At 46.0% G+C, this 22,117-nt stretch carries 20 protein-coding genes; 14 read left to right on the forward strand and 6 right to left on the reverse strand.

From position 1 onward, the window contains the following. Positions 1–2: 2 nt before the first annotated feature. The gene (locus tag H9L11_RS05520; protein WP_005381516.1) at positions 3–293 is read right to left on the reverse strand and encodes a co-chaperone GroES; all 291 of its coding nucleotides are present in this window, start codon (positions 291–293) and stop codon (positions 3–5) included. A 240-nt stretch (positions 294–533) separates the two neighbouring features. On the opposite strand from H9L11_RS05520, the gene H9L11_RS05525 reads away from it, so the two are divergent. Then, positions 534–1,916 (forward strand): MATE family efflux transporter, encoded by a 1,383-nt coding sequence (locus tag H9L11_RS05525; RefSeq protein ID WP_017635565.1) that lies wholly within the window; start codon positions 534–536, stop codon positions 1,914–1,916. Between the two features lie 90 nt (positions 1,917–2,006). Here H9L11_RS05525 and pfkA read toward each other — a convergent pair whose 3' ends face one another. From pfkA to H9L11_RS05540, 3 genes are all read right to left on the reverse strand, one after another. After that, positions 2,007–2,969 carry a 6-phosphofructokinase gene (pfkA, locus tag H9L11_RS05530; RefSeq protein ID WP_005381521.1) on the reverse strand — a complete coding sequence of 321 codons (963 nt, stop codon included), beginning with the start codon at positions 2,967–2,969 and terminating at the stop codon, positions 2,007–2,009. 277 nt (positions 2,970–3,246) lie between these two features. Beyond that, positions 3,247–4,161 carry a CDF family cation-efflux transporter FieF gene (fieF, locus tag H9L11_RS05535; RefSeq protein ID WP_025998696.1) on the reverse strand — a complete coding sequence of 305 codons (915 nt, stop codon included), beginning with the start codon at positions 4,159–4,161 and terminating at the stop codon, positions 3,247–3,249. A gap of 111 nt (positions 4,162–4,272) precedes the next feature. Then, the gene (locus tag H9L11_RS05540) at positions 4,273–4,785 is read right to left on the reverse strand and encodes a CpxP family protein (RefSeq protein ID WP_138940508.1); all 513 of its coding nucleotides are present in this window, start codon (positions 4,783–4,785) and stop codon (positions 4,273–4,275) included. 190 nt (positions 4,786–4,975) lie between these two features. On the opposite strand from H9L11_RS05540, the gene H9L11_RS05545 reads away from it, so the two are divergent. The 4 genes from H9L11_RS05545 (at position 4,976) to trmL (ending at position 8,458) form a co-directional block, all read left to right on the forward strand. Next, complete coding sequence (locus H9L11_RS05545) at positions 4,976–5,665, forward strand: response regulator (protein ID WP_005382384.1); 690 nt, start codon at positions 4,976–4,978, stop codon at positions 5,663–5,665. Beyond that, positions 5,665–7,059, forward strand: a complete 1,395-nt coding sequence (cpxA, locus tag H9L11_RS05550; protein ID WP_005382383.1) for an envelope stress sensor histidine kinase CpxA — start codon at positions 5,665–5,667, stop codon at positions 7,057–7,059. Before H9L11_RS05545 ends, cpxA begins: the two co-directional genes overlap by 1 nt. Positions 7,060–7,233: 174 nt before the next feature. After that, entirely contained in the window at positions 7,234–7,842 is a 609-nt protein-coding gene (locus H9L11_RS05555; RefSeq protein WP_005382382.1) for a superoxide dismutase, read from the forward strand. A 136-nt stretch (positions 7,843–7,978) separates the two neighbouring features. Next, entirely contained in the window at positions 7,979–8,458 is a 480-nt protein-coding gene (gene trmL / locus H9L11_RS05560; RefSeq protein WP_205391091.1) for a tRNA (uridine(34)/cytosine(34)/5-carboxymethylaminomethyluridine(34)-2'-O)-methyltransferase TrmL, read from the forward strand. 70 nt (positions 8,459–8,528) lie between these two features. Here the strand turns inward: trmL and H9L11_RS05565 are convergent, their stop codons facing one another. Then, positions 8,529–9,047, reverse strand: coding sequence for an FxsA family protein (locus H9L11_RS05565; protein ID WP_033907286.1), 519 nt, complete (start codon positions 9,045–9,047; stop codon positions 8,529–8,531). 431 nt (positions 9,048–9,478) lie between these two features. Between H9L11_RS05565 and aspA the strand changes: the two genes are divergently transcribed. The 4 genes from aspA (at position 9,479) to H9L11_RS05585 (ending at position 15,220) form a co-directional block, all read left to right on the forward strand. After that, on the forward strand, positions 9,479–10,930 hold the full coding sequence (gene aspA, locus H9L11_RS05570) for an aspartate ammonia-lyase (protein WP_005382379.1): 1,452 nt from the start codon (positions 9,479–9,481) through the stop codon (positions 10,928–10,930). 176 nt (positions 10,931–11,106) lie between these two features. Continuing rightward, positions 11,107–12,414, forward strand: coding sequence for an anaerobic C4-dicarboxylate transporter (locus H9L11_RS05575; RefSeq protein WP_005382378.1), 1,308 nt, complete (start codon positions 11,107–11,109; stop codon positions 12,412–12,414). A 161-nt stretch (positions 12,415–12,575) separates the two neighbouring features. Beyond that, on the forward strand, positions 12,576–14,396 hold the full coding sequence (locus H9L11_RS05580; RefSeq protein ID WP_064376991.1) for a protein-disulfide reductase DsbD: 1,821 nt from the start codon (positions 12,576–12,578) through the stop codon (positions 14,394–14,396). A gap of 194 nt (positions 14,397–14,590) precedes the next feature. Next, positions 14,591–15,220 carry a response regulator transcription factor gene (locus H9L11_RS05585; protein ID WP_005382375.1) on the forward strand — a complete coding sequence of 210 codons (630 nt, stop codon included), beginning with the start codon at positions 14,591–14,593 and terminating at the stop codon, positions 15,218–15,220. Here H9L11_RS05585 and H9L11_RS05590 read toward each other — a convergent pair. After that, the gene (locus H9L11_RS05590; RefSeq protein ID WP_005382374.1) at positions 15,217–16,968 is read right to left on the reverse strand and encodes a potassium/proton antiporter; all 1,752 of its coding nucleotides are present in this window, start codon (positions 16,966–16,968) and stop codon (positions 15,217–15,219) included. The two genes, H9L11_RS05585 and H9L11_RS05590, sit on opposite strands and share 4 nt — an antisense overlap. 520 nt (positions 16,969–17,488) lie before the next feature. On the opposite strand from H9L11_RS05590, the gene H9L11_RS05595 reads away from it, so the two are divergent. The 5 genes from H9L11_RS05595 to H9L11_RS05615 all read left to right on the forward strand — a co-directional run bounded on the left by H9L11_RS05595 (position 17,489) and on the right by H9L11_RS05615 (position 22,063). Next, the gene (locus tag H9L11_RS05595) at positions 17,489–17,752 is read left to right on the forward strand and encodes a DUF4212 domain-containing protein (RefSeq protein ID WP_005382373.1); all 264 of its coding nucleotides are present in this window, start codon (positions 17,489–17,491) and stop codon (positions 17,750–17,752) included. Between the two features lie 12 nt (positions 17,753–17,764). Continuing rightward, a complete protein-coding gene (locus H9L11_RS05600; RefSeq protein ID WP_005382372.1) occupies positions 17,765–19,492 on the forward strand; it encodes a sodium:solute symporter family protein in 1,728 nt (575 codons plus the stop codon). 108 nt (positions 19,493–19,600) lie between these two features. Continuing rightward, positions 19,601–20,083 carry a hypothetical protein gene (locus H9L11_RS05605; RefSeq protein ID WP_005382371.1) on the forward strand — a complete coding sequence of 161 codons (483 nt, stop codon included), beginning with the start codon at positions 19,601–19,603 and terminating at the stop codon, positions 20,081–20,083. A gap of 199 nt (positions 20,084–20,282) precedes the next feature. Continuing rightward, positions 20,283–20,660, forward strand: a complete 378-nt coding sequence (locus H9L11_RS05610) for a hypothetical protein (protein WP_005382370.1) — start codon at positions 20,283–20,285, stop codon at positions 20,658–20,660. 17 nt (positions 20,661–20,677) lie between these two features. After that, positions 20,678–22,063: a class II fumarate hydratase gene (locus H9L11_RS05615; protein ID WP_064376990.1), complete on the forward strand. Its 1,386-nt coding sequence runs from the start codon at positions 20,678–20,680 to the stop codon at positions 22,061–22,063. Positions 22,064–22,117: the final 54 nt, after the last annotated feature.

Here is a 22,117-nt window from a genome sequence, read left to right on the forward strand (position 1 = left end):
TATTATTCAACGATCGCCATGATGTCGTTTTCAGACATGACAAGCACTTCTTTACCGTCGATTTTTTCAGTTTTTGTACCGTAACCTTCAGCGAAGATAACGGTATCACCGACTTTAACGTCTAGTGGCAGTACGGTGCCGTTTTCTAGGATGCGGCCTTTACCCACAGCTAGAACAACACCGCGAGTCGATTTTTCTGCAGCAGAACCAGTCAGAACGATGCCACCAGCAGACTTAGATTCAACTTCTTTACGTTCAACGATAACTCGGTCATGTAATGGACGAATGTTCATCGGTCGTCTCTCCTGAAAATTTCCATGTTTATTTGATAATTGTCCTTAGGGACTGTAGCCCCAGACACGTGATCCCTATATAAGGGGTCGAAGCAGCGATCCCAAGGGGGTGGCACAAAATTTTTGTGACTTAGTTAAAATAACGAACAACTAGGCAACGGTTTGCGTTAGAAATGCTCACTCGCTCGACATCTCGCTTTCTTGTATCCTTGCAGTTTGCTCACCAGATAGTTGTCACACATGCAGGAAAATAACAAGCTGGAACCCCAAGCGACCGATAAGCATGGTTTGTTGACCGCACCCATTCCTGAAACGCTGCGGAAAATGACCGTACCCATGACCATGGGCATGATCGCAATTTTGATGTTTAACTTGGTGGACACGTTTTTTATCTCGTTGCTTGGCACTCAAGCGCTAGCAGCTATCAGCTATACCTTCCCTGTCACCTTTGCGGTTAACTGCATTACGATGGGGATTGGGATGGGACTATCGACCAATATTGGTCGCTTGCTTGGGCAAGGTCATGCACCACAAGCTGCTCGGTTCACCACCCACGGTTTGTTATTAGCCGTGTTACTTGTGGCTATCGCGTCTTCTATTGGCTTTACCACCATTGCGCCATTGTTTCGTTTTCTTGGTGCGTCTGATGATCTCATCCCTCTTATTGAGCAGTATATGCAGGTCTGGTATCTCACCATTCCTCTGCTAGTGATCCCAATGGCGGGCAACAGTGCTATCCGAGCTACTGGCGACACAAAAACACCAGCAAAAGTCATGATGTTGGCTGGTTTGATTAATGGCATGCTCGATCCATTGTTGATTTTCGGTTATGGCCCTTTTCCGGAACTTGGCATTCAAGGCGCAGCCATAGCAAGTGCCTTTAGCTGGTTAGGTGCTTTGTGTGGCTCATTCTATGTGCTAATTAAACGGGAAAAATTGCTTGCTCAACCCCAATGGGCTTTGCTGAAACAAGACTGGCAACAGACACTAAAAATTGGTACCCCTGCAGCGCTATCAAACGCGATGAATCCGTTGTCCGGTGCCATTCTGATGATGCTGTTATCCAACCACGGTACAGCGGCGGTTGCTGCTTACGGCGCAGCGCAGCGTATTGAGTCTATATTGATTTTAGTATTGATGTCGCTGACCTCTGCCCTCACACCGTTTATGGCACAAAATTTAGGAGCCAAACAACCGCAACGAGCCTTTTCCGGTTTATTTATTAGCATGCGTTTTGCAGTGGTATTCCAAGGGTTTATCTTCTTGATGATGGTACCGCTGAGCATTCCTCTGGCTGCGCTGTTTTCTCAGGAAGATGCGGTGAAAAACCTGCTTTGGCATTATTTACTGGTGGTGCCATTTAGTTATGGCTTCCAAGGCATCGTGATGATGTTAGTCAGTGGTTTGAATGCGATGCACAAGCCATTGCGTGCATTCCAGTGGAGCTTTATGCGGCTGTTCATTTTTACCTTGCCATCGGCGTGGGTCGGGAGCCAAATCTACAGCATTGAAGGCTTGTTTATCGGTATCGCGGTTGGGAATACGTTGGGTGGGCTACTGGGCTACTTGTTTGCGCTGCGCGAGCGCAAATTAACGCTCATAGAGCAGAGCAGCGTGTCTTAACACTCGTCTATCACTAGTTTCTTTTTGTTGATTATCAAATACAAAAAAACCGCGGAAAGCCGCGGTTTTGTTTATCTATTTCAAGCTTGCTTAGAACAACTCTTCAGCAACTTTGTATAGATCGTTGCGTACTGGACGCTTCATGTTTTCGATTGCGTCGATGATATCGTGGTGAACAAGTTGCTCTTTCACGATACCTACACAACGACCACCATGACCTTCGATCAATAGGTGAACAGCGTAGTTACCCATACGAGATGCTAGTACGCGGTCAAATGCAGTTGGACGACCACCACGTTGGATGTGACCAAGTACTGTTGCACGAGTTTCACGACCTGTCGCGGCTTCGATGTCACGTGCTAGTTCATTAGCATCCATCATTAGCTCAGTAAGCGCGATGATCGCGTGTTTCTTACCTTTAGCGATACCATCTTGGATGTTGCTGATCAGCTTGTCTTTGTCTAGACCAGTTTCCGGAGTGATGATGTATTCACAACCGCCCGCAATTGCAGACATCAGAGTCAAATCACCACAGTGACGGCCCATGATTTCTACAATTGAAATGCGTTGGTGAGATGAAGAAGTATCACGTAGACGGTCGATTGCATCGATAACGGTGTTTAGTGCACTTAGGTAGCCCACAGTGTAATCCGTACCTGCGATATCGTTGTCGATTGTGCCCGGAAGACCGATACATGGGTAACCCATTTCAGTCAGTTTCTTCGCACCCATGTACGAACCATCACCACCGATTACCACTAGTGCATCGATACCATGTTTTTTCAGGTTCTCAATCGCTTTTTCACGAACTTCCACTTGTTTAAATTCAGGGAAACGTGCAGAACCTAGGAACGTACCACCTTTGTTGATCACATCTGAAACGCTAGAACGATCTAGCTTCTCGATGCGGCCTTCGTATAGGCCTAGGTAGCCGTCGTACACACCGAATACTTCCAATCCTTCGGATAGTGCTGTACGTACTACGCCGCGTATCGCAGCGTTCATACCAGGTGCGTCACCGCCACTTGTTAAAACACCGATCTTCTTAATCATGCTCACCCTCGATCTTTGGCAATCAATTATTTAATTTTCTTTTAGGCCCCTTGTTACCAAGCAACCTGCATAATCCAGAACTGTGCGTTATGTTACATTTCCTCTACAGGATTACCAATGAAAACGCACTTTTTTATGTAACTTTTCTACTTATGTAAGAGTATTACAGTTTCTCTATGAAACTTTGTTGATTCATATCAGGATCACGAATCTTAATAAGTATTGATGGAAAGATAGTCAATAAGTACCTGTTTGTCGTCGGGCACTGATGGATTTTTCAAGCCGACCAATCTTGTGCTTTCTGCTCTTTCTCTGGTCCGAAAACGACAGACAATGGATCTTGATGGATCAATACGTCCGCATCAGGAAAAAGAGCCAATAAATTATCTTCCACTTTATCAGCGATGTAATGCGCCTCAATTAATCGTAAGTTATCGTCTAGCTCTAAATGCAACTGTATAAAGCGCGTCGGTCCGGACATTCGCGTGCGTAACTGATGCACGCCCAATACCCCTTTTACGCTCAAACAAGCTTGGTTAATTTGCTCAAGTTCTTCATCGGGCAACTTTCTATCAAGTAAGGTTTGAATCGCTTCGCTGACCATTTTGAAAGCGCTATAAAGAATGAAGACACCAATACCAATCGCAAACACAGCATCCGCTTGAGTCACTCCAAAATAACTGAGCCCCAGAGCAACCATGATCGCAGCATTCATATACAAGTCAGTCTGATAATGCAGAGAATCCGCCGCTATTGCTTGGCTCCCCGTCACGCGAACCACATGTTTTTGGAACATCACCAAGCCAAGTGTGACCACAATCGCAAACAGCGATACATACACACCTAACTCCGGTGCGTGTAAAGCATGCGGGCGGAAAAATCGGTCAATCCCGTTAAGAATCAAAAATACTGCCGAGCCCGAAATAAACATTGCTTGGGCTAGGGCCGCTAAGGACTCAGCTTTACCATGCCCAAAAGTATGTTCGCGGTCTGCAGGTTGTAAGGCGTAACGAACCACCACAAGATTCACAACCGAAGCCGCGATATCTAACATGGAGTCAATCAATGACGCCAATAAGCTCACTGAACCGGTTACCCACCACGTGATGACTTTTACTATTAGAAGAAGCGTCGCCACAATGGTTGCAGTCCAAGCGGCGGTCGTAACTAAACGTGCGTATTGCTGTTTCATAATCAAAGAGTTAACTAAAACCATACGTTGAGTATATTGAATGACCATGAAATAACCAGATCAAAAAGAGGCAACCAATGGCTGCCTCTTTATATAACATCAATTCATGACTTAATTATTGCGCGACTTTTCCATGCGCTTGTGCATTCTGTCGCCACACTCTTGCATACGTTCATTTTGTAGCTCAACAAATTTCGCTTTCTGCTCAGGTGTTAATACGCTAAGCATTTGGTGCTTTCTTTCTAGCATTTGCACGCGACGTTCCGTTTGGCGCTCAACCATCTCTTTTGCTAATTCGGTAGCTTGAGCTTCATCAAAATTATCCGCCAGCAAAAGCGATTGCACTTTTGCATGATGCGCTTGACGCTCAGCCATACGTGCTTCTTTGCCATCAGCGAATTTTGCTTTCATTTCCACTTTGTTTGCTTCACGCATTTCTTTTAGCTGATCTTTTTGTGCATCAGTCAGGTCTAGTTGACGCATGACACCTCGGTCCATACCCATGCCGCATTCGTCACGAGGACCTTTATGATGGTTTTTACCACCGTAAGCGAATGCGCTTGCGGCGCCAAGAGTAAGAGGTAGAACAACAGCAGCTAACACAAGTTTTTTTGCAGACTTCATAATACGATTCCTTACACAGGTGAGTGGTTCTTCTGAGCTGTTCTCACAGCGCTTGAGTATAGAATACGACCCGCTAGGTAAAGCGACGTATAGGGAGCGTAAAGAATCGTAAAGAGTGATTTTTCTCCTCTTCGTTGCGCATCATTCCAATGTAATATTAGGCTATCGGTAACTTACTATAGGTGCCCCCATGGCAAACATTCTTTTAATCGATGACGATATCGAGCTAACCAGCTTATTAAAAGAAGTACTCAGTTTCGAAGGGTTTGACGTCAGCGAAGCAAATGACGGTGAAGCCGGCTTAGCCGCGATCAATGATAAGATTGATTTGATTTTGTTGGATGTCATGATGCCAAAACTCAATGGCATGGAAACGCTGAAACGCTTACGTGAAAATTGGGAAACTCCCGTCTTGATGCTGACCGCTAAAGGGGAAGAAATTGATCGCGTGATCGGCTTGGAACTGGGCGCGGATGATTATTTACCAAAACCTTTTAGTGACCGAGAGCTGTTAGCGCGAATCCGCGCGATTTTACGCCGCACTAGCAGCACACAAAAAAATACCAAAAACAGCGATTGCATTGAGTATCAAGAAATCCGCCTCTATCCCGGTAAGCAAGAAGCGTATTGTGAGCAACAGTTACTCGATCTCACAGCAACCGAGTTTGCGCTACTCACCCACTTCGTACAAAACCCAGGACAAGTGCTGACCAAAGAGACACTGAGCTTAGATGTGCTTGGTAAACGACTCGCTGCTTTTGATCGCGCTATCGATATGCATGTCTCGAACTTACGTAAAAAATTACCAGATCAAAGCAATGGCAAGCCGCGAATCAAAACCCTGCGTGGTCGTGGCTACATGCTGCTTGAGGAGGATTAATGCGCCTATCACGCATCAAACTGCCAAACATCAATAGCCTGTATGGACGCATCTTTGCCATTTTTTGGTTCACCATGTTATTAGTATTGATAGCCGTGCTATCACTGCCACATTTGGACCCACGCAAAGCTCGCGATATTCCAGAAGAACACTACAAACGTATGGTAGAAACGCGTGACTCAATCCAACAAAAATACAGCCAGCAAACAGATTTAGGCCGCATACTTTTTCGTATCGAGGGCAACCGTCACGGCAAGCACGACCCTCGCCCACGAGTCTTTTTTTCTGACTACAGCGGTAATGTTCTTACGACAGAAAAACGCAGCAATTTTCAATTGCGTGCCATGCAAAACTTTGTCACCAGTATCGAAGATTACAATAATCCAAAGCAGAAGCTGTATGGTCGATACATGATTGCGGGCCCAATTCCTATTACTTTGGCAGGTTCCGATATCTTGATGTACGTGGGCTTCAAATGGAATGAGCCACCACCTCTACTCCTGCGTCTGTTTGATCACCCATTCCAGCTCTTGCTTGCGGTCATGTTGGTTAGTACACCATTGCTGTTATGGCTTGCTTGGGCTTTGAGTCAGCCTGCACGTCGTCTTGAAGCCGCTGCTCAACGTGTAGCGAAAGGTGAATTTGTCACAGACCCAAATTTAGAAAAAGGTACGGCGGAATTTCGTCAAGCAGGCAGCAGCTTCAACCAGATGGTCGAAGCGGTTAATCAAATGATTTCAGGACAACAACGTTTGCTATCCGATATCTCTCACGAGCTGCGCTCACCTTTAACTCGTCTGCGCATGGCAAGCGCATTAGCGACGCGTAAACAAGGCGAAAGCCCAGAACTGACTCGTATCGATACCGAAGCGCAGCGCTTGGAACAGATGATCAGCGAACTATTAGAGCTTTCTCGCATGCAGGCGAACAGTCATATGACTCGCGAAACACAGCCACTAGAAAGTTTATGGGAAGAAATCATTAAAGATGCGCAGTTTGAAGCAGAGCAAATGGGCAAACAGCTACACTATTCAGAATTACCTAAGCGCAATATTTCCGGTAACCCTAAACTGCTGATGAGTGCGGTGGAAAATATCGTTCGTAACGCCATTTACTACGGAAAAGATGAGGTACAAATCGACATCAAAGCCGATGACGATACGCTTCGTATCACGGTTGACGATAATGGAGAAGGTGTACCAGAAGAGGAACTGGCCGCGATTTTTCGCCCGTTCTATCGCGTTTCCACGGCACGCGATCGCCACTCTGGCGGCACAGGTCTCGGCCTAACCATTACCGAAAGTGCCATTCGCCAGCACAGTGGCACGATCGCAGCCAGCCGAAGTCCTTTAGGCGGATTGCGTATGAGTATCACCTTACCGATCAATTGTTAGTCTCAATTTGATGAACTAACAATAATTCGCACCATATTTCTAGAGTGAGTGATTAACAGCCCCACCCTCACTTTAGAAATTGGTGAGGCTTCTTAGAATACCCTTACAAAGATCAAAGTTGATAATAATTATCGTTAGCATTAAAGTGAATTTTCCAATTAAGGAGGATTTACTATGTCACATACATTTCCCGCTCTGCCTTACCCGTACGATTCACTAGAGCCGTACATCGACGCGAAAACCATGGAAGTGCATTACAGCAAACACCACAAGACGTACTTTGATAAGTTTGTAAATGCCGTTGAAGGGAGCGAGCTCGAAACTCAGTCATTAGACGAGATCTTTGACAATATCTCTAAGCTCAGTCCAGCAGTACGTAATAATGGTGGCGGCTATTACAACCACATCATTTATTGGAATTGCATGTCACCAAACGGTGGCGGAGAGCCTCAAGGCGCGCTTGCTCAAGCAATTAACGATAAATTTGGTAGCTTTGCGCAATTTAAAGAGGCGTTTGCCCAAGCTGCCATCAATACCTTTGGGTCTGGCTTTGCATGGCTGATCGTAAAAGATGGTGAGATTCACATTACGTCCACCAGTAATCAAGACAACCCTCTGATGGATGTAGTGGATGTGCGCGGTGAACCAATCCTCGCATTAGACGTGTGGGAGCACGCGTATTACATCAGCTACCAAAACCGTCGCCCAGAATATATTGATGCGTGGTGGAACGTCGTCAACTGGCGAGCAGTTGAAGAAAACTATGCTCACGCTCTCTTATAAAGAGCATCACTACTTACGGTATTAACATCCGCGCTAATGCCTGCTTTCATACCCAGGTCAATCTTGCTGAATCTCGCATATCTCGGTGACTTGGGTATATACTGCCCCTCTCTTTGACCAACTCTATTTCAATACCATGTTTGATATCGCTTTATACGAACCAGAAATCGCGCCGAACACCGGCAACATCATTCGACTATGCGCCAACTGCGGTGCAAACCTTCACTTAATTGAACCTCTGGGTTTCGATCTTGAAGAGAAAAAAGTCCGCCGCGCTGGTTTGGATTACCATGATTTAGCTCGCGTAACGCGTCATAAAAACTATCAAGCGTTCTTAGAATATTTAGAGAAAGAGAAGCAAGATAACTACCGATTGTTTGCCTGCACCACCAAAACCACAGGTCACCACGTTGATGCACAATACCAAACGGGTGATGTTTTGATGTTTGGTCCAGAAACTCGTGGTTTGCCTGCTGAAATCATCGATAGCTTGCCAATGGAGCAGCGTATTCGCATTCCAATGATGCCAGATGCGCGCAGCCTAAACCTTTCGAATGCCGTTGCGATCATTGCTTTTGAAGCATGGCGTCAAATGGGCTTTGAAGGCGCATTGTAAGCAGCACGAATTCCAAATACAGAAAAGGGCGCTTGGTGCGCCCTTTTGTTTTCTTTACTGACTAACTCAATCAGTTGAGCTTGTTGCGATCATCATCGTCTTTACGCTCGTATTCCCCTTCGAAGGTATTGCCATTATCTGACTGGGAATCAAATGGGTCACGACGGAACGGGTCTTGCTCAAATGGCCCCTGGTTAGAGAAACCACCTTGGAAGCCACCGCCATGCATGGTTTTCACCACCATTTTGCTCATCAAGTATTTAGCTATCGCGGCGCGTGGCGCAGGAAGCAACACCAACATACCAAGGGCATCGGTCATAAAGCCTGGGGTTAACAGTAGCACGCCAGCCACCGCAAGCATTACGCCTTCAAAAATTTGCTGGGCTGGAATTTCACCTTGTTCAAGACGCCCCTGTACTGACATCAGTGTTTGGATACCTTGGCTACGAACCAACGATGCACCGACAAATGCCGTGATTAAGACTAGTGCAATGGTCGGCCATAAACCTAAAAAGCCGCCCACCTGAATAAATAAGCCGATTTCAATGATCGGAACAAAAATAAACGCTAATAATAAGATAGGAAACACACGCCCTCCTTTGTTTAATTCAGTGTAATGGTAAAAGCAGACTAAGCTCAAACGAATCGTTGTAAAAAAGCGTGTTCATACTGGTCTCCTTCTCTTTTAGACAAAGTAGCGGGAGCGCGTTTCATTCAATTGCATACCGATTTTTTCGTGCTTTTAAAGTGCTAATTTCGAACTCTAAAAACTCATGTTTGTCGAGGAAAATCGAGTACCCATAAAGGGTTATTAATAACCCGTTCATACTTTGCAAATTATTGACTCATGAAAAACGAAAAAGGTGATCTAGTTACTATTTTTATGCGCTAGGTGCAGTATCATGTGCCACATAAGTCAGGACGGATTTTCCAGCCAAAAATTCTGATGAATGGATTCTAGATTGCAGAAATGGCTAATAAATAACTTTATTATCAGAATTATCATCTAAGGATCCTGCTATGGCTACCCTATCTGATGCTCCAAAAACAGCAAACCCAGCCACTCGTATTGAAGAAGATCTATTAGGTCAACGTCATGTCCCTGCAGATGCGTACTACGGTATTCATACGCTACGTGCGATCGAGAACTTCAACATCTCTAATATGACCATCTCTGACGTACCAGAATTTGTACGCGGCATGGTAATGACCAAAAAAGCAGCAGCGTTAGCAAACAAAGAACTTGGCGCTATTCCAAAAGACGTTGCAAACTACATCATCGAAGCGTGTGATTTGATCCTAGAAACTGGCAAGTGTATGGATCAGTTCCCATCAGACGTATTCCAAGGCGGTGCAGGCACTTCAGTTAACATGAACACGAACGAAGTGATCGCAAACGTTGCGCTTGAGTTGATGGGTAAAGAGAAAGGCCAATACGAATTTGTTAACCCAAATGACCATGTAAACAAGAGCCAATCAACCAACTGTGCGTACCCAACAGGTTTCCGTATTGCGGTATACAACAGCGTACACAAGCTAATGGAAGCAATTGAGTACCTAAAAGGCGCATTCGAACTTAAAGCCGTTGAGTTTAAAGATGTACTGAAAATGGGCCGTACTCAGCTTCAAGACGCAGTACCAATGACAGTCGGTCAAGAGTTCCATGCGTGGGCGGTAACACTAAACGAAGAGATTCGTGCTCTAGATTACACATCTAAACTCCTCCTAGAAATCAACCTAGGCGCAACCGCAATCGGTACTGGTCTAAATACACCAACTGGCTACCAAGCGCTTGCAGTAAAACACCTAGCGGAAGTAACAGGCCTTGACGTTGTTGCAGCAGAAGACCTTATCGAAGCAACGTCTGACTGTGGTGCATACGTAATGACTCACGGCGCGCTAAAACGCCTAGCAGTGAAATTATCGAAGATCTGTAACGACCTTCGTCTACTTTCTTCTGGTCCTCGTGCGGGTCTAAATGAATTGAACCTACCTGAAATGCAAGCAGGCTCTTCAATCATGCCAGCTAAAGTAAACCCAGTTATCCCAGAAGTAGTAAACCAAGTTTGCTTCAAAGTTCTCGGTAACGACAACACGGTTTCTTTCGCAGCAGAAGGCGGTCAGCTACAGCTAAACGTAATGGAACCAGTTATCGCACAAAGCGTGTTTGAGTCTATCTCTCTACTACACAACGCGTGTGTGAACTTACGTGATAAATGTATCGACGGCATCACAGTGAACAAAGAAGTTTGCGAAAACTACGTTTACAACTCTATCGGTATCGTCACTTACCTAAACCCATACATCGGCCACCACGAAGGTGACATCGTAGGTAAGATTTGTGCAGAAACTGGTAAGAGTGTTCGTGAAGTCGTGCTAGAGCGCGGTCTGCTTACAGCAGAGGAGCTTGATGAAATCTTGTCAGTAGAAAACTTCATGCATCCTACTTACAAAGCAAAACGTTACGAGTAATAACGAATCCGAAGGGGGCCACTCAGGCCCCTTTTTTAGGCTCTCATACGGTTAACCTCATTTTTTATATGCTTTTATTGCCGCTAAACCACTAGGTTCTCATTCTCTGAGCATTTACTCCTATTCCTGAGTGTTCAAAAAATCAGAATCAAATAAAAAACTAAAGAGGTATCAATATGGTCATGGTCGAACTCTTCGTGGTTCTGCTCTTCATCTATTTGGGGGCAAGAATCGGTGGTATCGGCATTGGTTTTGCCGGTGGTGCTGGGGTCATTGCGTTGTCTTTGATCTTGGGCGTACCAACAAGCCAAGCTTACATTCCCGTTGACGTAATTTTGATCATCATGTCTGTAATCACCGCTATCGCAGCAATGCAAGTCGCTGGTGGTTTAGACTGGATGGTGCAAGTTGCTGAAAACTTTTTGCGCAAGCATCCTGAGCGCATCACCTTTTATGCGCCTATCGTAACTTACCTAATGACATTAATGGCGGGTACTGGCCACACGGCATTCTCTACTTTGCCAGTGATTGCAGAAGTAGCGAAAGGCCAAGGCGTGCGCCCTTCTCGTCCACTGTCTATCGCGGTCGTAGCATCGCAAATCGCTATCACCGCATCACCAATCTCAGCGGCTGTTGTAGCGTTCGCGGCAATGCTGCACCCATTTGGCGTTGACTACCTAACACTACTAGCAATCTGTATTCCAACGACGTTCATCGCGTGCATGATCGGTGCGTTCGTGGCGAATTTCATGGGCTGTGAGCTAAAAGACGATGCTGAATACCAAGAGCGTCTAGAAAAAGGCTTAATCAAGCTAAATACAGAAGCAAAACGCGAAATCCTACCAACAGCGAAGAAAGCAACCTTCATCTTCCTAGGCGCAATCGCATTTGTCGTGTGTTACGCAGCAGCAATTTCTGGCTCAGTTGGCCTTATCGAGAACCCTGCTCTAGGCCGTAACGAAGCTATCATGACGGTAATGCTAGCAGCTGCGGCAGCTATCGTAATGAGCTGTAAAATCGATGCTGGCAAAATCCCAGCCGCAGCAACATTCCGCTCTGGTATGACAGCGTGTGTGTGTGTTCTTGGTGTGGCATGGCTAGGTTCTACGTTCGTTAACGCGCACGTTGACGGCATCAAAGAAGTTGCGGGTGCGCTACTAGCAGACTACCCATGGATGCTAGCACTCGTTCTATTCTTCGCTTCAATGCTGCTTTACTCACAAGGTGCAACCACTGTTGCGCTGATGCCAGCAGCACTAGCAATCGGTGTCGCACCACTTACCGCAGTTGCATCTTTCGCAGCAGTAAGTGCGCTATTCGTGCTGCCAACTTACCCAACGCTTCTAGCAGCGGTTGAGATGGACGACACGGGTTCAACTCGTATCGGTAAGTACGTATTCAACCACCCATTCTTTGTACCTGGTGTGGTAACCATCGCTTCTGCGGTAGCACTTGGCTTCGCATTCGGTGGTCTACTGATCTAGTAGAAACAGAGTCTTACTCGGGGAGCTTCGGCTCCCTTTTTTATTGCCTGTTGTCTTGATTTATGCTCAATAAATCTTCATTTTCATGAAACTTATTGACTCGCCTCCGGGTCTGATTGAGTTACACTAACGGCAATTATCTAAGATGAATTGACTCTTTTATGCGCGCATTACTTTCCGTTTTACTCTTAGGGCTCATTACCTTTTCCACTCCGTCTTTAGCTTTATTTGGCAAAGACCAGTTTAACAATAGCCAGAACAACAGTTTTGGTAGCAGCAGCGACAGCTTTGTTCCGGTTGATCAGGCGTTTCCATTTAACTTCTACCAGCAAGATGACAAATTGATGCTCGATTGGCAGGTACGTGACGGGTACTACCTATATCAAGAGCGCTTGTCTGTAGCTGGTGAGAAAGTATCGCTAGGCGAACTGCAAATGGAAGACGGCACACCGCATAAAGATGAATTCTTTGGTGACGTGCATATCTATACTCAACCTCTCTTCGTTAATGTACCAATGCATGATTGGCAAGACGGTGCGCGCGTGGTGGTGCAATACCAAGGTTGTGCGAAAGCAGGCTTCTGTTACCCGCCAGAAACTCGCGTGATTCCTATCAGCGCGTTTACTTCGTCGAACTCAGATTCAACAACGGCGACAACTGCATCAAAAGCAGAACAGGCACCAACAGCGGCGCAATCATCTACGTCTGGTGACACATCATCGGCGCCAGTAACACAGCAAGATAGCCTTGCAGCCAACCTTGCTGATAACTGGTGGACACCACTTCTGTTCTTAGCGCTTGGTGTGGGCTTGGCGTTTACACCTTGTGTGCTGCCGATGTACCCAATTCTGACCAGCATCGTGCTTGGCAGTGGCAAACTAAGCCAACGCCGTGCGCTAGGCTTGTCATTCGTCTACGTGCAAGGCATGGCGCTGACTTACACCCTACTCGGCCTTGTGGTGGCATCTGCAGGTATGCAGTTCCAAGCGGCAATGCAACACCCTTATGTGCTGATTGGCTTGAGCGTACTGTTCATCGCACTCGCTTTGTCTATGTTTGGTCTGTACTCATTACAGCTACCAAGCAGCGTTCAAACATGGTTGAATAACTTAAGTAATAAGCAACAGGGTGGCAGCAGTGCAGGCGTATTCGCCATGGGGGCGATTTCTGGACTGGTTTGTTCTCCTTGTACCACGGCACCTCTGTCTGGTGCGCTACTTTACGTGGCACAAAGCGGCGATTTGCTGACGGGTGGTATCGCGTTATACGCGCTGGCGATGGGCATGGGTATTCCGCTGATCCTTGTAGCGGTATTTGGCAACAAGTTGCTACCAAAAGCCGGCGGTTGGATGGACCGTGTGAAAACACTCTTCGGCTTTATTCTGCTTGCCGCACCTATCTTCTTACTAGAACGCATCATGCCAGAAATGTGGTCAACGATTCTGTGGTCAGCACTGGGTATTGCTGCTTTTGGTTGGCTATACCACATCAAAAACAGTCTAGAGTTTGGTGGCTGGAAACAAAGTGCCGTGGGCATAATCGCCGTCTTAGGTTTGCTAGCCTCAGCACAACCTATCTTAAATTACTGGTTTGGCAACAACACAACACAAACTCAGCAAGCCACTGTTAGCTTTACTCGCATTGCTAACGTGGCGGAGCTTGAAGAACAACTGGCACTTGCGAAAGCGGCAGGTAAACCCGTCATGCTCGATTTCTACGCCGATTGGTGTGTAGCATGTAAAGAGTTTGAAAAGTACACCTTCCATGACCCAAGCGTCGAAGCAAAACTGCAAGACTTCGTTCTTCTGCAAGCGAACGTGACCAAAAACCAAGTGCAAGACATCGAACTACTGAAGCACATGAATGTACTTGGTTTACCAACAATTGAGTTTTGGGATGCCAGTGGCGAACACGTTTCAAACGCTCGTTTGACGGGCTTTATGCAAGCTGAGCCTTTCTTAGAGCATATCAAGCAGTTCTGATAACCAGATATTCAAACGCCAGTGATGTCCACTGGCGTTTTTTATTGCTCAGATTTGAATAAGAACATTGCGTTTATATGCAATTTTCCTAATAAAAGTCGATTTGGTTCAGACTTTTAGCGAATAAATATTGTCCACTCTCTCAAAGCTGGACAATAATAAATTTAACGAAATAGTCAAAAGTGTTTAACGTCATGGATTCGACCTACACCATCATTATTGCAGATGATCACCCACTCTTCCGGAATGCCTTGTTTCAATCTATCCACATGGCTATTAGTGGTGCAAATTTGCTGGAAGCGGACTCACTCGACGCACTTCTGGCTTTGTTAGAACGAGAGGAAGAGCCAGATTTAGTGCTATTGGACCTCAAAATGCCAGGAGCAAATGGTATGTCTGGCTTGATTCATTTGCGAGCAGAGCATCCAGATTTACCTATCGTCGTCGTTTCAGCGAGTGAAGAGCCGGCGATCGTGACGCAGGTGAAAAGCCATGGTGCATTTGGTTTTATTCCCAAGTCCAGCGACATGCGCGAATTAGTGAACGCGCTCAATCAAGTGCTGAATGGCGACCCATACTTCCCTGAAGGGTTGATCACCAATAACGCGGCATGTAATGACTTAGCGGAAAAGATTGCTGCGCTAACACCGCAGCAATATAAAGTGTTGGGAATGTTGTCCGATGGCTTGCTGAACAAGCAAATCGCTTACGAATTGAATGTTTCAGAAGCCACCATAAAAGCGCACATGACAGCGATTTTCCGTAAGCTCGGTGTAAAGAACCGCACGCAAGCCGTGATTATGCTGACGGAAATGAGCGACTAGATTGACGTCTTATCGTCAGACTTACTTTTTTCGTTTGGCAATCGGATACCGACTTTAGTGACCTGCTGATCAACAACATCAGCGACGATCCAATGCAAACCTTGCCACTCGAAATGGTCTCCCAATACTGGCGTGCTACCTAATTGCTCTTCGACAAGGTTTCTCAAACTTTTATCCAGCGGTTCATCCCCCAGATTCAAACCATACATCACGGCAATATCGGCAAGCTTCACTTCAATATCGAGGAAGAAGTCACCGAAGAATCGCGCTAGCGACGCTTTCTCTGGGGCTTCACTAAACAGTAAGCTCAGTGCATCTAAATCCTTTTCTTGTGCTAATACACACAAGGTATCATCTTCCTCAAGACGCGTACTGCCGGATGGGTGCAATAGCTCTTTACTGCGAAATACAGCGGCGATACGCGTTCCTTCCGGCATCGAAAGACTACGTAATGGCTCACCAATGCACCATTTATCTGCTTTAAGTCTATAGATAAACAGCTCCCACTCACTGGTCGGGTAAATCTCTACACCCGTACGCGAAATTGGCTCAGGCTTAGAAGGTAGCTCGACCTTTGCAAGAGACATCGCCTTAGTCAACGTGCCCCCTTGTACTATCAAAGACACCATTACTACAAAGAATGCCAAATTGAAGTACAGTTGAGCATCTGGCAACCCTGCCATCATTGGAAATACCGCGAGGATGATAGGTACAGCGCCACGCAATCCTACCCAAGAGACAAACCACTTTTCACGTGGCGTGAAACTCTTGAATGGCAGTAAACCAATCCAAACTGAGATTGGTCGGGCAAACAAAATCATCCCGAAGGCAAGCGCAAGACCTGGCAACGCAATAGAGAGTAAATTAGATGGTGTAACCAACAAGCCAAGCACCAAGAACATACCAATTTGAGCTAGCCACGTCATACCATCTAAAACATGAAGAATAGAGTGGCGGCTGCGTGTTGGACGGTTACCTAATAAAAGACCAACGAGGTAAATCGACAAAATACCACTGCCACCCAAAGTGTTAGATAAAGCAAAAATAAGCAAGCCACCACTGACCGTTAAAATAGAATACAGCCCATCTGGTAATTGATTGCGATTGATAACTTTCCATAAGATCCAGCCACCAGCGAAGCCAAGTAACGCGCCGATACCAAACTGCTTAAGAAAACTGAACGCCAAAAAGCCCGCACTTAAGTCAGCGCCAGGGTTCGCTAAAATAGCAATCAGAGTTACGGTCAGAAACACCGCCATTGGGTCATTGGTGCCGGATTCAATTTCCAGCGTTGAACCAACACGTTCGTTCAGGCTACGACCTTTGAGTAGAGAGAAGACCGCGGCAGCATCGGTGGAACCAACAATCGCACCAACCAATATGCCTTGCAATAAATCTAAGTCGAATAACCACGTTGCCATCAGCCCGGTCAAAATGGTGGTGATCGCAACGCCAAATGTCGCCAAAGAGACCGAGGGCCATAACGCAACCCTAAAGCTGGCGACCCGCGTTCTCATCCCACCATCAAGCAAAATGATGGCTAATGCGAGGTTACTAACCAAATAAGCGATCGAAAAGTTATCGAATAAGATGCCGCCTAAGCCGTCTTCCCCCGCCAGCATTCCAACGGCTAAAAATACCAAAAGAATTGGGATTCCCAACTTAGAAGACACTGGGCTTAAAAGAACGCTAAGTGCGATTAACAACGCACCTATTAGAAAAAAACTGTTAATGGTGTCTGCGTCCATTCTCACCCTCCCTTAATGAAAAACGATAATAATTGTGATGAGCAAGGCTACTTCGTTAATGAGGTAATGCCCTAATCTGCCTCCCCTTTACACCGTCTCAAAATGCGAGGTTGTACGAGAATGACTCAGTTATATTACTTTATTGTGCGTTAAAACGGTGATTTGATGCGAAAACTTTATGTAAATAAATTACTTGAGAGCTTTCTTATCTACGCCTTCTCTCTTTAAGAGCCACAAGATCACCACCAATATTTACACAGCATCTCCAAGTTCAATGAAGAAAAGATTAATGGCCCGTCTTAATCATGCTTGTTTATCCAATCAACCTTTAGACCTTTGGCTAACTTAACAGTTTATTAACATAACATTTTACCCCTTTGTTCGCTGCAAAAGCCCATAGCATGGGGATTCTTCATTTTTAACACCCCGACTAAAGTTGAAAAGAGTTATTGCCAACACCTTGCTAATGTACATATTGAAACATTTCATTAACAACAATACCAATCGTAAGGAGACGGCAATGGCATTTGAAAGCGAAGAAAGAGCCAAAGCCTATTGGGACAAAAACGTGAAGCTCATGATCGGCCTAATGGTCATCTGGTTCGTCGTGTCTTTCGGCTGCGGCATTTTATTTGTCGACGTACTAAATCAATTTCAACTAGGCGGCTACAAACTCGGTTTCTGGTTTGCTCAACAAGGCTCCATCTATGCCTTCCTAGGAATTATTTTCTATTACGCATGGAAGATGCGCCAAATTGACCGTGAATTCGGCGTGGACGAATAAGGAGTCACTCAGATGGATTTGAAAACTATTACCTACCTGGTCGTTGGCGCCACGTTCATCCTGTACATCGGGATTGCTATTTGGGCTCGCGCCGGATCAACCAAAGAGTTTTATGTTGCTGGTGGCGGTGTAAACCCGATTGCAAACGGTATGGCAACCGCAGCCGATTGGATGTCCGCAGCGTCGTTTATCTCAATGGCAGGCTTAATTGCCTTCATGGGCTATGGCGGCTCAGTATTTCTAATGGGTTGGACTGGTGGCTACGTTCTGCTTGCGCTGTTGCTAGCGCCTTACCTACGCAAATTTGGTAAGTTTACGGTGCCAGAGTTTGTTGGTGAACGCTTTTACTCCAACACAGCACGTATCGTAGCGGTTGTTTGTCTTATCATCGCATCAGTGACTTATGTTATCGGTCAGATGAAAGGCGTGGGCGTTGCGTTTGGTCGCTTCTTAGAAGTGGATTACTCCACCGGCCTATTAATTGGTATGTGTATCGTTTTCATGTACGCGGTTCTTGGCGGCATGAAAGGCATCACTTACACGCAGATTGCTCAATATTGCGTACTCATTCTTGCTTACACTATCCCTGCAATCTTTATCTCTCTGCAACTCACTGGTAACCCAATCCCACAAATTGGTCTGGGGAGTACCATGGCTGGTACCGATGTCTATCTACTCGATCGGCTTGACCAAGTTGTGACCGAACTCGGATTCAGTGAATACACGACCCAAGTACGTGGCGACACACTTAATATGTTTGTCTACACCATGTCACTGATGATTGGTACTGCCGGTCTACCACACGTAATTATCCGTTTCTTTACCGTGCCGAAGGTTCGCGACGCACGTACATCAGCAGGCTGGGCTCTGATCTTCATCGCAATCCTTTACACTACTGCACCAGCGGTATCAGCGATGGCTCGCCTCAACCTAATGAATACGGTAAATCCAGCTCCGGGTCAGCACCTAGCGTATGACGAGCGTCCTGCGTGGTTCAAAAACTGGGAAACAACTGGACTACTCGGTTTTGACGATAAAAATGGCGATGGCAATATCCAATACACTTCAGATGCGTCCACCAACGAACTGCGCGTTGATAACGACATCATGGTATTGGCTAACCCAGAGATCGCTAAACTACCAAACTGGGTGATCGCACTTGTGGCAGCAGGTGGTCTTGCAGCTGCACTATCTACCGCAGCAGGTTTACTACTCGCCATTTCTTCAGCTATTTCCCATGACTTAATCAAAGGGGTTATCAATCCGAACATATCCGAGAAAAAAGAGCTACTTGCTAGTCGAATATCAATGGCAGTAGCGATAGCAGCCGCAGGCTATCTCGGTTTAAATCCGCCTGGATTTGCCGCAGGTACGGTAGCACTCGCCTTTGGTCTTGCCGCTTCATCCATCTTCCCTGCATTGATGATGGGCATCTTCAGCAAGAGCATCAACAAAGAAGGCGCAATCGCCGGTATGATTGCAGGTATCAGTATTACGCTGTTCTACGTATTCCAACACAAAGGCATCCTTTTCGTTGCTGATTGGAAATATCTAGAAAGCTGGGGAACAAACTGGTTCCTGGGTATTGAGCCAAACGCGTTTGGTGCTATTGGCGCACTATTTAACTTCATCGTCGCATTCGCTGTCTCCAAAGTAACAGCAGAAACGCCACAAGAAGTAAAAGACCTAGTCGAACACGTTCGCGTGCCAGTAGGTGCTGGTAGTGCAGTGGATCACTAAAAACTAATCAAAACCACAAAAGCCCCGCTTGGAACCAGCCGTCCGGGGCTTTTTTATTCTCACTTTTCAGTTACCATATTCGCAGTATGTCGTTGCAAGGAAGCCAAGATGTTCAAAAACAAGCACTTTATTCTCGCTCTACTGATTGCGCCAGTTCTCTCTTTGATCGCTTACTTCGGTACCGATATGGCCCTCAGCGAGAAACCCCACGCGGCGCAAGAAGGGGAAACTTACAAACTCGCGAGTAAGTCTAATTGTCGTTACACCAGTGGTCTGTGTGATATGGAAAATGGCGATTTTAAAGTGAAATTTCGCTCTGAAAAACTCACTAAAAATAACTTAGAATTGTCACTCAACGCCGCTTACCCACTTGAAGGGGTTAAAGTTTCTATTGTGAGTGACAAAGAGAAAAACGCTCAACCGATTGATATGAAGCCCGCCGATCAAGCAGGCCAAAGCTGGTACATCACCTTACCAAAGCCTGCATCTGCAGAAAGCTGGTTAAGAGTCGTCATTCAATCAGGCGGCACACTATATTATGGTGAAACACAAACCGCATTTGTGAAGTACGAAACCTTATTTACTGAATAACGCTGACAAGCTAATTCACCGGTCTTCAAACGACAGTGACTTAGTTTCACTCAGCATAAATGAATTCCTACTCAGCCGACGCCTTTGCGTCGGCTTTTGTTTCCGTAAGTCTTTCTTCAACAACCTCTTACTCTAAAAAGGGTTGCCAACCCACAAGTTAATTGATAATAATTATCATTACATTCAATGAGAGGTGGTTATGGACAACAAACGGGACATCTTTAACGCATTTTTTAAAGCCCAAGATAGATTCCTTCTCGCCGCACCACATGGCTTTGAGCCAGACGTGATTCATGACTATATTCATTGGGGAATGGTGTTGTCTTCCTGTTATGAACACGATGCCGATGAAGAAAATCTATTGTTGTGTGAGCTGTTTTTACGTCAGGTTTATTTCCATTTACTAGACGCAATTCAAGACTCAACTCGCAGTCGTATCTTCCGTCGTGTCTGTCTCGATTCTATCCATACGCCATTATTCTGCCTCAAACGCTATTACTACCAGTTTGAACAAGGCGACGTGAAATTTCTCGCACTACAACAACAATTACGCCTGATTCAAATCTCACTCGATTAACCAAAAGGATCCCTACCATGAGCACCGAATTCCGCATAGAAACTGACAGTATGGGCGAAGTTACTGTCCCTGCAGATGCTCTCTACCAAGCCCAGACTCAACGCGCCGTCGATAACTTCTCATTCAGTCAACATAAAATGCCATCTGGTTTTATCAAAGCGTTAGCACACATCAAGCAGACTGCGGCACTCACCAACGCACAGCTAGGGCTGCTTGAGGGAGATATTGCCAACGCGATTGCTGACGCAGCTCAAGCAATTATCGAAGGCAATCATATTGAGCAATTCCCAATTGACGTGTTCCAAACGGGATCAGGCACTAGCTCAAATATGAATGCGAATGAAGTAATTGCAACACTGGCCTCCCAGCATCTAGGCGGCACTGTCAGCCCTAATGATCACGTCAACATGGGGCAAAGCAGCAACGATGTGGTACCAACGGCCATTCAAGTTAGCGCAGCATTAGCCATCGAAAAACAGCTCTTCCCGGCCCTGTCACACCTAAGCCAAACACTAGAGTCTAAGCAACAAGCATTGAAAGATGTTGTAAAAACCGGTCGCACCCACTTAATGGATGCGATGCCAATTACCTTTGCTCAAGAACTTGGCGGTTGGCAGTTCCAAATCGAGCATGCAAAACAAGCGATTGAACAAACACTTCCTGCTGTAAAAGCCTTAGCCCAAGGTGGTACGGCGGTTGGAACGGGGATCAATGCCGATCCACGCTTTGCAGACTTATTCGCTAGCAACCTAACCCAGTCAACTCGTATTCAGTTCACGGCCAGTGATAACTTCTTTTTCAATTTAAGCAGTCAAGATGCGATCGTCGCTCTGTCGGGACAGCTCAAAACAGCAGCAGTTGCGATCATGAAGATCGCAAACGATCTTCGTTGGATGAATTCAGGCCCATTGGCTGGTTTAGGTGAGATAGAATTACAAGGCTTGCAACCGGGTTCTTCCATCATGCCTGGCAAAGTAAATCCTGTGATCCCAGAAGCCGCAGCTATGGCATCAGCGCAAGTCATTGGTAATGACACCACCATTACCGTCGCAGGCCAAGCGGGCAACTTCCAGCTTAACGTCATGCTGCCAGTTATTGCTCATAACGTATTGGAGAGCATCGAGTTACTCTCTAACAGCACAACCGCTTTAGCTGACAAAGCCATTGCGACGTTTGAAGTTCGCCAAGATAACTTGGATGTAGCACTCGCCAAAAACCCAATTTTGGTCACGGCTCTCAACCCGGTCATTGGTTACCTAAAAGCGGCAGAAGTCGCGAAAAAAGCCTACAAACAGGGACGCGCGATTATTGATGTCGCGGAAGAAGAAACTGATTTGGATAGAGCCACACTAGAGCGATTGCTTAATCCAGCCAAACTGACCCAAGGCGGCGTCGCAGAATAAGCGGCAAACTCAGCCTATCAACTAAGATTACAAACATCGAGACCTCCATTCGGA

It is taken from the genome of Vibrio sp. sp1, assembly GCF_016920955.1.
In the GTDB taxonomy this organism is placed as follows: domain Bacteria; phylum Pseudomonadota; class Gammaproteobacteria; order Enterobacterales; family Vibrionaceae; genus Vibrio; species Vibrio alginolyticus.

What these genes read in the sequence shown, in the direction of transcription:
- H9L11_RS05520 (WP_005381516.1), bottom strand. Translation starts at nt 293, where the DNA reads ATGAACATTCGTCCATTACATGACCGAGTTATCGTTGAACGTAAAGAA.
- H9L11_RS05525 (WP_017635565.1), top strand. Translation starts at nt 534, where the DNA reads ATGCAGGAAAATAACAAGCTGGAACCCCAAGCGACCGATAAGCATGGT.
- pfkA (WP_005381521.1), bottom strand. Translation starts at nt 2,969, where the DNA reads ATGATTAAGAAGATCGGTGTTTTAACAAGTGGCGGTGACGCACCTGGT.
- fieF (WP_025998696.1), bottom strand. Translation starts at nt 4,161, where the DNA reads ATGAAACAGCAATACGCACGTTTAGTTACGACCGCCGCTTGGACTGCA.
- H9L11_RS05540 (WP_138940508.1), bottom strand. Translation starts at nt 4,785, where the DNA reads ATGAAGTCTGCAAAAAAACTTGTGTTAGCTGCTGTTGTTCTACCTCTT.
- H9L11_RS05545 (WP_005382384.1), top strand. Translation starts at nt 4,976, where the DNA reads ATGGCAAACATTCTTTTAATCGATGACGATATCGAGCTAACCAGCTTA.
- cpxA (WP_005382383.1), top strand. Translation starts at nt 5,665, where the DNA reads ATGCGCCTATCACGCATCAAACTGCCAAACATCAATAGCCTGTATGGA.
- H9L11_RS05555 (WP_005382382.1), top strand. Translation starts at nt 7,234, where the DNA reads ATGTCACATACATTTCCCGCTCTGCCTTACCCGTACGATTCACTAGAG.
- trmL (WP_205391091.1), top strand. Translation starts at nt 7,979, where the DNA reads ATGTTTGATATCGCTTTATACGAACCAGAAATCGCGCCGAACACCGGC.
- aspA (WP_005382379.1), top strand. Translation starts at nt 9,479, where the DNA reads ATGGCTACCCTATCTGATGCTCCAAAAACAGCAAACCCAGCCACTCGT.
- H9L11_RS05575 (WP_005382378.1), top strand. Translation starts at nt 11,107, where the DNA reads ATGGTCATGGTCGAACTCTTCGTGGTTCTGCTCTTCATCTATTTGGGG.
- H9L11_RS05580 (WP_064376991.1), top strand. Translation starts at nt 12,576, where the DNA reads ATGCGCGCATTACTTTCCGTTTTACTCTTAGGGCTCATTACCTTTTCC.
- H9L11_RS05585 (WP_005382375.1), top strand. Translation starts at nt 14,591, where the DNA reads ATGGATTCGACCTACACCATCATTATTGCAGATGATCACCCACTCTTC.
- H9L11_RS05590 (WP_005382374.1), bottom strand. Translation starts at nt 16,968, where the DNA reads ATGGACGCAGACACCATTAACAGTTTTTTTCTAATAGGTGCGTTGTTA.
- H9L11_RS05595 (WP_005382373.1), top strand. Translation starts at nt 17,489, where the DNA reads ATGGCATTTGAAAGCGAAGAAAGAGCCAAAGCCTATTGGGACAAAAAC.
- H9L11_RS05600 (WP_005382372.1), top strand. Translation starts at nt 17,765, where the DNA reads ATGGATTTGAAAACTATTACCTACCTGGTCGTTGGCGCCACGTTCATC.
- H9L11_RS05605 (WP_005382371.1), top strand. Translation starts at nt 19,601, where the DNA reads ATGTTCAAAAACAAGCACTTTATTCTCGCTCTACTGATTGCGCCAGTT.
- H9L11_RS05610 (WP_005382370.1), top strand. Translation starts at nt 20,283, where the DNA reads ATGGACAACAAACGGGACATCTTTAACGCATTTTTTAAAGCCCAAGAT.
- H9L11_RS05615 (WP_064376990.1), top strand. Translation starts at nt 20,678, where the DNA reads ATGAGCACCGAATTCCGCATAGAAACTGACAGTATGGGCGAAGTTACT.